The organism is Pseudomonas sp. BLCC-B112, assembly GCF_028550695.1.
Classification (GTDB): domain Bacteria; phylum Pseudomonadota; class Gammaproteobacteria; order Pseudomonadales; family Pseudomonadaceae; genus Aquipseudomonas; species Aquipseudomonas danubii.
The window spans coordinates 952,573-967,287 of record NZ_JAQQGK010000001.1; the positions used below are offsets into that span (position 1 = coordinate 952,573).

Here is a 14,715-nt window from a genome sequence, read left to right on the forward strand (position 1 = left end):
TGACATGGACGCTCGTCAGTTTGCCTTTCTGGCCCGCCAGCCTTCCGCCACCCTGCAAGCGCGGGATACGTTCTGGGGGCTGTCCAAGCGCGGACTGGCGTTCATCCTCGCCAACATGATGTTCTGGCAGCCCGTGGTGGCGATGGCCGACGGCATCGTGGTCAACGGCAGCGGCACCACACTGGGTCAGGCCGGCAATGGCGTGCCCATCGTCAACATTGCCGCGCCCAACGGCAGCGGGCTGTCCCACAACCAGTTCAGCGACTACAACGTCGGCCAGCAGGGCGTGATCCTCAACAACGCCATCAACCGCACCCAGGAAACCCAACTCGGCGGGATCATCCTCGGCAACCCCAACCTGGGTGGCCGCGCGGCGAATGTCATCCTCAACGAAGTCAACGGCGGCAGCCCCAGCCAGCTCAAGGGCTACACCGAAGTGGCCGGGCAATCGGCCCACGTCATCGTTGCCAACCCATACGGCGTCAGCTGCAACGGCTGCGGCTTTATCAACACCCCCAAGGCCACCCTGACCACCGGCAAACCGGTGATCGAGAACGGCCAGCTCCAGCGTTACCAGGTGGATCAAGGCAGCGTCGCCATTGAAGGCGCGGGGCTCAACGCGAGCAATATCGACCAGTTCGAAATCATCACCCGCAGTGCGAAAATCAACGCCGAGATCCAGGCCAAGCACCTGGCGGTGATTGCCGGGGCCAACGATGTCGACGCCAAGACCTTGAACGCCACGGCGCGGACCACCAACCCGACGGATGCGCCGCAACTGGCGATCGACTCATCCGCCCTGGGCGGCATGTACGCCGGGGCCATCAAGCTGGTGGGTACTGAGGCTGGGGTCGGGGTCAAGCTCGACGGCAAACTGATCGCCAGTGGCGGTGATATCCAACTGGATGCCAATGGCCAGTTGCGCATGGCCGACGCCACTGCCGAGAAGGGCGCGGTGGCGATCAAGGCGCAAAGCCTCGATGCTCAGGGCGCGGTCTACGCCGGCACCGATCTCAAGGTGCAAACCCAAGACGACCTGAACAACCACAGCACCCTGGCGGCGGCCAACAGCATCAATCTGGGCAGCGGCGGGCAACTGAACAACCACGGCATCATCGAAGCCGGGGTCAACCTCGACAACAGCCGCAACCCGAACGGTGATGTCACCCTGACGGCGCAAAACCTGAACAACAGCGGCAAGAGCGTGGTGGCCAGCCGTGATCTGACGGTCACGACCAAGCAGACCCTGAACAACCAGGGCGGCACCCTGAGTGGGCAGCGCCAGGTAACGGTCAGCGCTGGGACTCTGGATAACAGCCATCAGGGCAAGCTGCTGAGCGCCGAGCGCCTGCAACTCAATGCCGAGCAAGTGCGCAACGGCCAGGGCGGCCTGATCAAGAGTCAGCAGTCCCTCAACGCCACCCTGGGCCACTTGGGCAACAGCGGTGGCGAGCTGTCGAGCCAGGGCAGCAGCACCCTGGTGCTGGCCGGCATGGACAACCTCACCGGCGTGGTGCTGGCGCAACAGACCCTGGAGATTACCGGTACTGCGGAACTGGACAACCAGGGCGGGCTGCTGTCGGGCTGGCAGGGCCTGACCCTCAAGGGCACCGGCCTGAACAACAGCAACAAAGGCACCGTCTCCAGCCTCAAGGGTGGTGTCGACATCACCCTCAGCAATGCCTTGAACAACAGCCAGGGCGGCGCCCTGGTCAGCCAGCAGGCCCTGGACGTCAAGGCCGCGAGCCTCGACAACAGCTTCAAGGGCGTGATCTCCAGCGCGGGTGCACAGAGCCTCAAACTCAGCGACCGGCTGGACAACAGCCAGGGCGGCTCCATCGACAGCGCCGCCACCCTGACCCTGCAGGCCATGGCCCTGGGCAACCAGGGCGGCACAGTCAACGCCACTGGCGACCTGGAATTCATCGGCAGTGACCTGGACAACAGCCACGGCACCTTCACCGGCAAGCAGGGCGTCACCCTTGATCTGCTGGGACACTTGATCAACAACCAGGGCACGCTGTCTGCCGCCGGCCCTTTGCTGCTCAAGCGCAGCACTAAGGTTGAGAACCAGGGCGGCGAACTCTCCAGCCAGCAGTGGCTGCGGCTGTTCACCGAACACTTGGACAACCGTCAGAAAGGCCGTGTCGCGGCCAATGACTCGGTGTTGATCAGCGCCAGTGGCGAAGTGCAGAACAGCGATGGCGGCGAGATCCTCAGCCGCGAAGCCGACCTGCAACTCAATGCCGAGCGCCTGGATAACGCCAAGGGCCTGCTGCAGACCAAGACCACCCTGGGCCTTGAGGTTGCCGCCGCTGCCGGCAACCAGGGCGGGCAGATCATTGCCCAGCAGGGCGACCTGACGCTCAAGGCGGGCCACCTCGACAACAGGGCCGGCAAGGTGTCCGCCCTCAACGGCGCCGCCACCCTGGAAACCGCTGCCGGTGGCCGCCTCGACAACCGCGACGGCGCGCTCTTCGCCCAGCAGGGCCTGCATATCAGCGCCAAGGACCTGGACAACAGCGCCGGCCAGATCAGCGCCCGGCAGATCGAGCTGGAACTCGCTGGTGCCCTGGACAACCGCCAGGGCCTGATCGAAAGCCGCAGCACCCTGGCCACCGCCGCCGCCAGCCTGGACAACCAGCGCGGGCAACTGCGGTCCCTGGGCCTGGTGAGCAAAACCCGCTTCGATATCGGCGGCACCTTCGACAACCGCGACGGCCTCCTGGAAACCGCCAACCACGACCTGGCCTTCGACGCCGGCGGCTTCAACAACCGCGGCGGCAGCCTGCTGCACAGCGGCAGCGGCGTGTTCGGCATCTCCATGGCCAACCTCGAAGACGTCGGCGGTCGCCTGAAGACCGCCGGCCAACTGACCCTGGAGGCCGAGCGCTGGACCAACAGCAGTGCAATCCAGGCCGACCAGTTGCTGGTCAAGGTCGACCACCTGACCCAGACCGCCGATGGCCAGCTCCTGGCGGGCAACGGCCTGACCGGCAGCGGCAGCCACTGGAGCAACGACGGCCTGATCGGCAGCGACGCCGCGCTCAACCTCGACCTGAGCGGCAACTACAGCGGCAAGGGGCGCCTGAGCAGCCTCGGGCAACTGGACCTGCATGCCGCCCAACTGGACCTGGCGGACAGCGCCAGCATCGCCGGCGGCGCCAACAGCACCCTGAAGGTCGACGGCGCGCTGAACAGCGCCGGGCGCATCACCGCCAAGCAGAACCTGCACCTCACGGCCGCCAGCATCAACAACCACGGCACCCTGGGCAGCGGCGAAGACCTGAACCTCACCGCCGCCACCCTGGTCAATGACCACGGCCTGATCTCCAGCGGCGGCAATATGCAGCTGCTGACCACGAGCTTCACCAACCGCTACGCCCAGGTGTACAGCCTGGGCACCGCGCTGATCGCCAAGGACGACCAGCAAACCCGCGCCGACCTGCTGGACAACCGTTCCGGGGATATCGAAAGCCTCGGCAAGCTGAGCATCGCCGCCAGCACCGTCAACAACGTCATGGACGTGCTGGAGTACACCGAGCACGAAAAGAGCGCTGCCAGTATCACTCGCTTGCCGTGTGAGTGGATTGGTTGCGACGACCGTGGCGGTGGTCGCATCAACGGCCTATGGGAAGTGGCCGAGACCGACCGCTTGCGGGTGACCAACAGCAGCGCCGCCGCCAGCCTCAACAGCGGCGCGGACCTACAGATCGACACCCAGATCCTGACCAACACCAGCAGCCTGATCACCGCGGCCGGCGACATCAACGTCAAAGCCGAGACCGTCCACAACCAGGGCCTGCAACCCCAGGAAATCACCACCCTGCGGCGGTATCAGAGCTACGTCAACGAAACCGGCAACGCCGCCGCCCGTGCCGCCGCGTTCAACGCCCGCAACAACCCGACTCCGTCTGCCAGCTTTGCTTCCGACCTCAGCGCCTTTATCGCCTGGACCGGGGTATTGCTGTCCTCCAGCAGCAAAGTAGTGGATGGCGACCAATCCTTCGCCGCCACCATCCAGGCTGGCGGCAAGGTCAACCTCAAGGCTGATAAAACCCTCGACAACAGCGTGATCCGCTCCTTCTACGAGTACGTCGGCGCCGGCAAGACCCTGACCGACACCGGCGTTGGCAACGGCTACTCGACGCCGATCCGGATCAACCCGCAACTGCCCCCGGAACTGGCCCAGCAACAGGTCAACCCCCTGGTACTGCCGGGCTTCACCCTGCCCACCAGCGGCAACGGCCTGTTCCGCCTCAGCGGTCAGGGCAGCACCTTGGCCCAGGCCCCGACGCCTGCGCAGATCGCCGGCCTGCCGGACGCCGCGAGCCTGTCCCGGCCGCACAAGTACCTGATCGAAACCAACCCGGCGCTGACCAACCTCAAGCAGTTCATGAGCTCGGACTACCTGTTGTCCAACCTCGGCTACAACCCCGATGAAAGCGCCAAACGCCTGGGTGATGGCTTCTACGAACAGAAACTCATCCAGCAAGCCATGGTGGCCCGCACCGGCCAGCGCTTTATCGACGGCCAGGACAGCAACGAAAAGCTCTTCAAGCACCTGATGGACAACGCCATCCAGAGCAAGCAACAGCTTGACCTGTCGGTGGGCGTGACCCTGACCTCCGAACAAATCGCTGCCCTGACCCACGACATCGTCTGGCTGGAAAGCCATGAAGTGAATGGCGAACAGGTGCTGGTGCCAGTGCTGTACCTGGCCCAGGCCAACAACCGCCTGGCGCCCAACGGCTCCCTGATCGCCGGCAAGGACGTGAACCTGATTGCCGGCAAGGACTTGAACAACGTCGGCACCCTGCGCGCGGCTAATGATCTGTCGGCGGTGGCGGGGGAGAACCTGGTTAATAGTGGGTTGGTGGAGGCGGGCAACCGCCAGGATCTACTGGCGGGCAACCATCTGGTCAACCGCGCCGGCGGCATCATCGCCGGGCGCGATGTGACCCTGACCACCACCCAGGGCGACGTGATCAACGACCGCACCCTGACCACCCACCAGAGCAGTAGCGAAGACTACGTCCGCGAGCAGCGCCGCGACTTCCTCGACAGCGCCGCCCGCATCGAAGCCGGCAACAGCCTGAGCATCGATGCCGAACGGGACTTCGACAGTAACGGCAGCGTCCTGCACAGCGGTGGCGACACCCGCATCAAGGCCGGTCGCAACGTCAGCCTCAACGCCGTCGAACAAGTGGTCAGCAACGACCGCGGCATCGGCAACCTCGACCAGAGCAAAACCCAGCACGGCGCCACCCTGGAGAGCAGCGGTGACCTGAGCATTGAGGCCGGAGGCAACGTCACCGCCGTCGCCAGCCAGATCGACGCCAAGGGCGACGTCTCGATGACGGCCAAGGACCACCTGACCCTGGCCTCGGCCGCCAATGAACAACACTGGGCCAGCAAGACCGGTACCACCAAGAGCGAAGAGGATCGCGTCCACCAACAAGCCACCACGGTGACGGCGGGCGGGGATGTGATGCTCAAGGCTGGCCAGGACATGACCCTGATTTCCAGCAAGGTCAAGGCTGGGGATGAAGCCTATCTGGTGGCTGGTGGCGAACTGAACCTGCTGGCGGAGCAGGACAGTGAGCATTCGCTGTATGACATGAAGAAGAAGGGGGGCTGGGGCAGCAAGGAAACCAAGCGCGATGAAGTCACCCGGGTTACCCATGTTGGCAGTGAGATCAGCGCTGGTGGCAACCTGACGCTCAAGAGTGACGGTGACCAGAAGTACCAGGTTGCCAAGCTGGAGAGTGGCAAGGACCTGACCCTGGAGAGTGGTGGCGCTATCACCTTTGAAGGGGTGAAGGACCTGCACCAAGAGAGTCATGAGAAGAGCAGTAACAGCCTCGCCTGGACCAGTGCCAAGGGTAAGGGCAACACCGATGAGACTTTGCGTCAGAGTCAGTTGGTGGCTAAGGGCGAATTGATCATCAAAGCCACCGATGGTTTGAAGATCGACCTCAAGCAAATCGACCAAAAGTCCATCAGTCAGACCATCGACGCCATGGTGCAAGCCGATCCGCAACTGGCCTGGCTCAAGGAGGCCGAGAAGCGCGGCGATGTGGACTGGCGCAGGGTGAAAGAGGTCCATGACAGTTACAAATACAGCCATTCCGGGCTTGGCCAAGGGGCGATGCTGGCCATCATTATCATCGTGACTGTTTTGACCGCAGGCGCGGCGAGTGGCGCGGTGGGTACGGCATTTGCGGGTGCCGGTTCTGCAGGTAGTGGCACCGTTATGGCGGCTGGCGGGGTTTCCACCGTTGGGGCTTCTGCAGGCACCTTTGTTGCTGCCGGTTGGGGCAACGCCATGGTTACGGCCGGCCTGACTTCAATGGCCAGCACCGGGGCTGTCAGTGTCATCAACAACAAGGGCAATCTTGGCGCAGCGTTCAAGGAAACTTTCAGCAGTGACAGCTTGAAAGGCGCTGCAATATCGAGCCTGACCGCTGGATTCACCACGGGAGTTATAGATCCTCAGCTAGGGGGACAAACCAAACCCTTTAATGGCCTCACCAAAGGATTTGATCTCAGAACACTGGAGGGTATTGGTGGTTTCGCAGCACATGCGGGAGCTCAGGGGGTGGCAGCAGGGGCGATTAAAACCGCCATTGATGGAGGTAGTTTTACTCAGAACCTGAATGCAAGCCTGGTTTCTCAAGCTGGAAACGTAGTCGCCGCTACTGCGTTTAACTTCGTTGGGGGGTATGCGCAAGAGCATTGGCAAGCTGCAAAGAATGCTGGTGATACAACGGGGATGGCTATGTGGGCTGAGGGGGGCGCAGCCAGAGTCGCGATGCATGCCTTGTTTGGTGGCGCGGTGTCTAGTGCTACAGGAGGTGACTTCAAGACAGGAGCTATCGCCGCTGGCGCCAGTCAGGCCATGGCGCAAGTGTTGAATGACATCTTTGATCAGCAGCCTGCTTTGAGGCAGGGATTCTCACAAATTGTTGGATTGGCGGTAGCGGGTGCTGCTGGAGGTGATGTCAACAAGGCTTCATGGGTTGCGCAGATGGCCGATGAATACAATCGCCAACTGCACCAGAAAGAAACCCTTGCCCTTGAGGAACTACAGCGCGAAGACCCAGAGAATGCCTACCAGCTTCGGGCCGCTGCCTGTGCCTTGGTAAACTGCTTGTCTTCGGTTCCTCCTGATGATCCCTTGTATAACGCCGTTGCACAGCTTGAGGCGGATGGGCGTAACTTCAAGGATGCGCAAGCCAAGCTCATGGGCACCGGAGCTTTTGATGAGTATGGAGCATGGGACAAGGCGAATGATGAACTTCTAAGAAACGACAAAGAGCTTAGTCGCTCAGGTAATGCTAGCCGAGCAGTCTTGGGAGCGGTTGGTGCAGCTGCCGGATTCGGCGGTGCGATATTGACTACTCCGGCCTGCGTCACGGGTTTAGGTTGCGCACTGCCTACTTTCTCTGCATTGGGGGGTACGCTCTCGTTCCATGATGGATGGCAGGCGACGGGCCAGTTGTTTGCTCCGTACGAATACACTCAAGGCAGTAAAGTCCTCAATTCGTTTAGCTCAGAGAACTATCCTGGCGATGTCAGCCCGATGCGCGACTATGGGACTGCTGCGGCTAGGGCGGCGCTTGAGATTGTCCTCTTCAAGGGCGCGGCTAAGCTCGCGAATGGGACGGGAGCTTCTGTTTTACTTAAGGAGCAAGCTGGTGCCAACGCTGCAAAAGAGATAGGTGTCTCAACAGGTAAGGTGACTCCCGGACCAATTAATTTTATGGGTGACGCTGATCAGTTCTTCAAAAATGCTTCTAAGAGATCTGATATTGATGCTGACGGCTTTTTTGATGTGGTAGCTCATGGAAGTAAACAGAAAATAGAAATTGTTACACCTAATGGCACGGTTATGGCTGATCAAAGAGTAGTTTCAAAGCTTATCGAAAATAATCCTAATTATAATGGTCAACCAATTCGATTGTTGTCGTGTGATACGGGAGCTTGTGACGCTGGATTCGCTCAGAATTTGGCAAACAAAATGGGGGTGGCGGTGAAGGCACCGACTAATTTGGTTTGGGCTTATGGTGACGGTAAAATGGTAGTTGCTCCGAGGTCTTCGTTGAATCAGAATTTGCCTGATCTATCGAATCTAGGAACGTTTAAAATATTTACTCCTGGTAAGCCAGAATGAAGAGGTTCGATTCTATGTTATGTGAGCGATGTGGAGGGGGGCTGGAAATCTTCAACGAGAATAGCACTAAAGGGCTAAGATGCCCTGAGTGCGGCTGGTCTGTAGTGACGACAAATATTTCAGGTATTAAAATTGATGAAGCAAAATATGAGGTTCGGTGTGGTGGTGACTATAAGAATAAAGATCACATAAAAGCAGTATCTGAGGTGGTGGGCTGTAATTTTATAATGTCTAGGGAAATTCTAAAGAAAGATTCTTCTTTAGTATTTGTCGGGCAGGCTGTGGATGTATTGCGAGTTAAAAATATTCTTCTTTCTGCTGGGCTTTATTGTGTTGTTAGTCCTGAGTTTAAATGGGGTTAATTAAGTATTGTTTGGGTTTCGTTTTTGGTTTGGAGTTGGTGCAGGTTTTTGGTGGTGAAGTAGGTTATTCAGTTTGTAAGGTGATGGGTGAGTATGTTTTTGATGAAATAGGCTGTGATATTGATATTGAGTGGGTGTTGAAAGCTTTTTCAACTCTCTGAATCTATCAGGATGCTTGTTGGATGGTATAGAGGAAATAATTAATAAGTGTGGGTTTGTGATTAATGAGGCGTATTGTTGTTTTTCTGATAAGGCAGGCAAGTTTATCTGCATTAAGTAAGAAGTGAAAGTTGGCGTGATGATGGCTCGCAACAGCTTGAAGGTGTTAAGTGATGTGGAGGGGCGTTATCTAGTCAAGGATGCAGGTCAGGGCACTATTGCCAAAGAAAGCAAGTAAGCCTTTGAACGATAGGTATCCGATCTACTGAGAGAGAAGGGGCGACTTTCAAGCCGCCCTTTTGGGCTTACTGGAGCACCTGTTCCTGCATTCGCCTCGTTGTTACATCCATCAAATCACACCCATCGCGCAGCAGAATGCTGCACACCAGCGACAGCTCCTGCAGTACAACTGTACCTTTGGGCGCTTCATCAGAAACCGAGAGGTTCTCAAGTAGTTGAGTCACAGCGCGAATGCGATACGCCGCTGCATCGTGGAGGACGTCAATGGGGGCCTGGGTATCGATCAACAGCGAGGGAATGTTGCAGTCATGGCCGGTAATCGGCATGTATCGATTCAGAGTCGTCATGGATCTTACTCCTATATCAATCTGAGCCATCACCTTCTGCCGCCAAACAGAGTAAGGGTGACGGATTGCACAAGGTTGGCGGACCAGGGATATAGGACCTGGCACTCCCGAAGGAGTCCCTGCGCAACCCGCCATAACACGAGAATGCGGGCGCAAAAAAAGCGCCTGCAATCGTATTGGGGGCGCTGTTGCGCCTATATCTGTTTGGACCGCCAAGTCCAATCGCAGCATTTTCTGCGAAGGCTGAAGGGTAACGTGGAGGACGAGTAGTAGCAACTCACGAAGAGGATAAAAAACCTCCGGAAACATCTTGCTGACAGCTCAAGCAGTTCATGAGCTCGGACTACCTGCTGTCCAACCTCGGCTACAACCCGGACGAAAGCGCCAAACGCCTGGGGGACGGTTTCTACGAACAGAAACTCATCCAGCAAGCCATGGTGGCCCGCACCGGCCAGCGCTTTATCGACGGCCAGGACAGCAACGAAAAGCTCTTCAAGCACCTGATGGACAACGCCATCCAGAGCAAGCAACAGCTTGACCTGTCGGTGGGCGTGACCCTGACCTCCGAACAAATCGCCGCCCTGACCCACGACATCGTCTGGCTGGAAAGCCATGAAGTGAATGGCGAACAAGTGCTGGTGCCAGTGCTGTACCTGGCCCAGGCCAACAACCGCCTGGCGCCCAACGGCTCCCTGATCGCCGGCAAGGACGTGAGCCTGATTGCCGGCAAGGACTTGAACAACGTCGGCACCCTGCGCGCGGCCAATGACCTGTCGGCGGTGGCGGGGGATAACCTGGTCAATGGTGGGTTGGCGGAGGCGGGCAACCGCCAGGATCTGCTCGCGGGCAACTACCTGGTCAACCGTGCCGGCGGCATCATCGCCGGGCGCGACGTGACCCTGACCACCACCCAGGGCGACGTGATCAACGACCGCACCCTGACCACCCACCAGAGCAGCAGCGAAGACTACGTCCGCGAGCAGCGTCGCGACTTCCTTGACAGCGCCGCCCGTATCGAAGCCGGCAACAGCCTGAGCGTCGATGCCGAACGGGACTTCGACAGCAACGGCAGCGTCCTGCACAGCGGTGGCGACACCCGCATCAAGGCCGGTCGCAACGTCAGCCTCAACGCCGTCGAACAAGTGGTCAGCAACGACCGCGGCATCGGCAACCTCGACCAGAGCAAAACCCAGCACGGCGCCACCCTGGAGAGCGGCGGCGACCTGAGCATTGAGGCCGGAGGCAACATCACCGCCGTCGCTAGCCAGATCGACGCCAAGGGCGACGTCTCGATGACGGCCAAGGACTACCTGACCCTGGCCTCGGCCGCCAATGAACAACACTGGGCCAGCAAGACCGGTACCACCAAGAGCGAAGAGGATCGCGTCCACCAACAAGCCACCACGGTGACGGCGGGCGGGGATGTGATGCTCAAGTCCGGCCAGGACATGACCCTGATTTCCAGCAAGGTCAAGGCCGGGGATGAAGCCTATCTGGTGGCTGGTGGTCAGTTGAACCTGCTGGCGGAGCAGGACAGTGAGTACTCGCTGTATGACATGAAGAAGAAGGGGGGCTGGGGCAGCAAGGAAACCAAGCGCGATGAAGTCACCCGGGTTACCCATGTTGGCAGTGAGATCAGCGCTGGTGGCAACCTGACGCTCAAGAGCGATGGTGACCAGAGGTATCAGGTCGCCAAGCTGGAGAGTGGCAAGGACCTGACCCTGGAGAGTGGTGGCGCTATCACCTTTGAAGGGGTGAAGGATCTTCTTCAAGAAAGCCACGAACAAAGTAAGGGGGATCTGGCTTGGACCAGTTCCAAGGGCAAGGGCAACACGGATGAAACCTTGCGTCAGAGCCAGTTGATGGCCAAAGGCGAGTTGATCATCAAGGCAGCTGATGGCCTGAAGATCGACATCAAGCAAATCGACCAGAAATCCATCAGCCAAACCATCGACGCCATGGTGCAAGCCGATCCGCAACTGGCATGGCTCAAGGAGGCCGAGAAGCGCGGCGATGTGGATTGGCGCCGGGTCAAGGAGTTGCACGACAGCTGGGACTACAGTCACTCCGGGCTGGGGGTTGGAGCCCAGTTGGTCATCATGATTCTGGTGAGCTACCTCACGGCAGGTTTAGCCAGTGGTCTTGTCGCGACCGGGGCTGCTCAGGGCTCGGCAATGGCTGCTGCAACGACGACGACCGCTACGGTCGGAGGTGTGACGACGACCACCACCGTTGCAGCCGGTTGGGGCAACGTCATGGCCAGCAGCATTCTGAGCTCCATGGCCGGTAGCGCTGCAGTCAGTACCGTCAACAACAAAGGCAACCTGGGGGCGGTGTTAAAGGACATCACTTCCAAGGACGCGCTCAAAGGTTATGCCACAGGTGCGGTGACCGCAGGCTTCACCGCCGGAGTTCTGGATAACGCCTTCGGGGTCACTGGCGACAACGTCAACAAAGTGACCAAAGGCTTTGATCTGGGCAGCGTGAAGGATCTTGGTAAGTTCGGCGCCTACCTCGGCGCTCAGGGAGTTGTTCAGGCAGGGGCGCAAAGCGTCATTCAGGGCGGCAGTTTCAGTGAAAACCTCAGCAAATCCCTCACTGCACAAGGGCAGCACTTGCTGCAGGCTGGTGTTTTCAATTGGGTCGGGGACGTTTCGGATGAGTACGACTGGAAAGAAGGTAGCGTAGAAAAGATTGCCTTCCATGCGCTTGTTGGCGGTGCCCTCAGCAAGGCGACAGGGGGGGACTTCGCTACTGGTGCCGCAGCAGCGGGGGCCAGTGAAGCGCTTATTACTCGCCTTTCTGGACTGATTGGTAACGACAAGAACCTTGAGCTGATGGTTTCTCAGCTCATAGGTATCAGTGCTGCAGCTGCGGTCAATGGTGATGTGGCTAAAGGCGCAGAGATTGCCAAGAACGCTACCGCTTACAACCGTCAACTGCACCCCGAAGAGCGTAAGCGTATTCAGCAACAGGCCAAGGTGTTGGCCGATGAACAAAAAATCAGCGTTGCAGAGGCAGAGCGACGTTTGGCTGAAGCCTTCGCTTTTTATACGGACAAGGCTTGGCAAACAAAGCTGAGCAGATCAGGCGTGGTGTTTGCGGACAGTACTCTGGCGCATCTGGGACAGGCCTTGGCACCGCTGGGGGCTTTCTATGACACACCGACCGAGGTTGTAGGGGATATTCCTGTCGCTCCTGGCCCGGGGAAAACCTATACGCCATCTGAAACCTTGGCGATGTTGAAAAACTATGAGTTTACCCATGCTGACTTCTTCAGTCCGATGGTTAATCTTGAGTACATCACTGATAAAGAGCAGCGGGATTACTATAAAAATAATCTCGATTACCGCCAGTTCGACATTCTTGCAGAGGGCTCAGGGGCAGCAAAGGGTATAGGCGGTGCCCTTAAGGGCAGTGCTGAGGATCTCTATGGCTTTGGCAAGGGGTTGTTATTAGACACGGCTAACACTGCCAATGGGGTCACCCATGGCTTGATACGAGCTGCGAGTAACCCGCAAGAGGTAATTGCTGCCTTTAATAGCGCCAAGCAGGATGCAGAGAACTTGGCGTTTTTGTACGAATTACAGGGAAATCCTGGCGCCGCTCTTGAAGTCAGGATGAAGTGGGCGACTGAGTTTGCACTGAATTTTGCGGTTATCAACCGGGCTGGCAAACTTGGCAAGGTTGCCAACTCGTTGCGTGACCAAGAGTTGGCGACGCAAGGAGCTGCTGCTGGCGCTACAGGAAGTAAGTTGATCTCTCAGTCCGAGGCCAAGCTGGCAGGCTATAAACCCTGCTGTTTTGCCGCCGGCACTATGGTCGCGACTCCCAAAGGGGAGCGGGCTATTGAAACGCTCAAGATCGGTGATGTTGTTTGGAGCAAGCCTGAACAGGGTGGCGAACCCTTCGCTGCAGCTATCACCGCAACTCATGTTCGAACTGATCAGCCTATCTATCGCTTGGGGTTGAGAAAGGACAGTGTCGACGGTGTTGCATCGTCGGAGACGCTGGAGGTGACCCCCGGACATCCATTCTATGTTCCGGCACGCAAGGGTTTTGTCCCTCTGATTGAGCTCAAATCCGGTGATCGCCTGCAGTCGTTGGGGGATGGGGCTGGTGAAGGCAGTTCGATTACGGTGGAGTCTGTTGAGCTGCTGCAACCTCAGGGGCGAACCTACAATCTGACGGTGGACATTGGCCATACGTTCTATGTTGGTAAGCTTGGTACGTGGGTGCATAACGTTGGGCCTTGCTATAGCTGTAACAATGGATCGTGTTCGATTCATGAAGCATTATCTGAGGTATCTAATGCTGCAAAAGTTAGTGATGAAGTAGTTGAGCTACCTGCTACATCTGCTATTGCTAGAGATGGATTGCGTGAGGAATTGGCTGCGCAGGCCGGTGTGCCTCGAACTAATATTGCTGAAACACCAGCCAGCGTATGGGGTAAGACTATAGAAGAACTAAAGCAGTCATTTGTTATGGATCGCTTGACTGTGACAACCTCAGCTAAAGAAGGTACTTCGGGTAATGCTCAAGTATTTAAGGTTAGTTCTAGTGATGGTGGGGTTTCTAAAGTTGTAGAGGTGCAATACAGTCCTTCGACCATAGGTGCGGTTAAACAGTCTACGCATATGGGTGAGTATTATAAAATTACCTATTCTGATGGTAGTAAAGTTAAAGTTGTTGATCCTGGTACGTATCGCCCAACCTTCGAGAAGGGGCAGCCTATTTACGATAGGAAAACAATTTACTTGAATCCTCAAGGGCAAAAAGTTAAATTCAATGCTTTGAAAAATATGTGGGAGCCTCACTGATGAAGCCTAATGATGTTGTGCTGTCATGGTCAGCTCCGATAGTTCCATCCTGCTCACTGGCAGGGATTTCTCTGGGCATGCATGTGAATGATCTTGAAAAAGCTCTTAGTAATTATGTATGTGATGAATCGGAAAGGTTGTATGGCTTTTTTGGTTCTCCAGTTTTAAGGATGGAAAGAAAAATCAGCCCGGATGGGGCAGGTGGATATGGGTTTTATGTCGTTGACTTAGAACTGACTAATTGGCGGTTGTACTATTCTAGATCCGATCATCCGGGTATAGAGTTGCGAGCTCTTCATGTACTTGTTGATGAATGGAAAGTATATGCTGTTAAGGCTTGGATGTTTGAGTGTCTTGCTGAAGAAGATATGCCTGTAAATTCATATCAAGGGAAATTGCCAGAGGGGCTTGGGCTTGGAAACTTGGTGTGCGAGTTGCTACCTTACACAGCGTTAGAATATGATAGCGCTGAGGAGTGGTTCTATACGGACAAGAACTATGGGGGGGTGGAGGTTGGTGGTTGTGGAAGTGATTTGGATGATAGACCGGATCAGAGAATTATGGCGTTAACTGTAATTAAGAAGTCTCCTTTTGGTAGTGGCTAGATTTTG

The 14,715-nt window shown here is 57.4% G+C and carries 6 protein-coding genes and 1 pseudogene; 6 read left to right on the forward strand and 1 reads right to left on the reverse strand.

What is annotated here, in order from left to right; translation table 11 throughout:
• Positions 1-4 precede the first annotated feature (4 nt).
• The 4 genes and pseudogenes from PQT43_RS04445 to PQT43_RS31300 form a co-directional block, all read left to right on the forward strand.
• Positions 5-8,176 (forward strand): two-partner secretion domain-containing protein, encoded by an 8,172-nt coding sequence (locus tag PQT43_RS04445; protein ID WP_272753543.1) that lies wholly within the window; start codon positions 5-7, stop codon positions 8,174-8,176.
• The gene (locus PQT43_RS04450; RefSeq protein WP_267269553.1) at positions 8,173-8,538 is read left to right on the forward strand and encodes a hypothetical protein; all 366 of its coding nucleotides are present in this window, start codon (positions 8,173-8,175) and stop codon (positions 8,536-8,538) included. The genes PQT43_RS04445 and PQT43_RS04450 overlap by 4 nt, the downstream gene beginning before the upstream one ends.
• Complete coding sequence (locus PQT43_RS04455) at positions 8,529-8,699, forward strand: hypothetical protein (RefSeq protein WP_267269554.1); 171 nt, start codon at positions 8,529-8,531, stop codon at positions 8,697-8,699. The genes PQT43_RS04450 and PQT43_RS04455 overlap by 10 nt, the downstream gene beginning before the upstream one ends.
• Before the next feature lie 83 nt (positions 8,700-8,782).
• A pseudogene (locus PQT43_RS31300) lies at positions 8,783-8,935 on the forward strand (DUF2846 domain-containing protein); the annotation flags it as partial.
• Between the two features lie 67 nt (positions 8,936-9,002).
• Here PQT43_RS31300 and PQT43_RS04460 read toward each other — a convergent pair.
• Complete coding sequence (locus tag PQT43_RS04460; protein WP_267269555.1) at positions 9,003-9,284, reverse strand: hypothetical protein; 282 nt, start codon at positions 9,282-9,284, stop codon at positions 9,003-9,005.
• A 392-nt stretch (positions 9,285-9,676) separates the two neighbouring features.
• On the opposite strand from PQT43_RS04460, the gene PQT43_RS04465 reads away from it, so the two are divergent.
• Both PQT43_RS04465 and PQT43_RS04470 read left to right on the forward strand, forming a co-directional pair.
• On the forward strand, positions 9,677-14,104 hold the full coding sequence (locus PQT43_RS04465) for a DUF637 domain-containing protein (protein ID WP_442962463.1): 4,428 nt from the start codon (positions 9,677-9,679) through the stop codon (positions 14,102-14,104).
• Positions 14,104-14,709, forward strand: a complete 606-nt coding sequence (locus PQT43_RS04470) for a hypothetical protein (protein WP_272753545.1) — start codon at positions 14,104-14,106, stop codon at positions 14,707-14,709. The genes PQT43_RS04465 and PQT43_RS04470 overlap by 1 nt, the downstream gene beginning before the upstream one ends.
• Positions 14,710-14,715 lie beyond the last annotated feature (6 nt).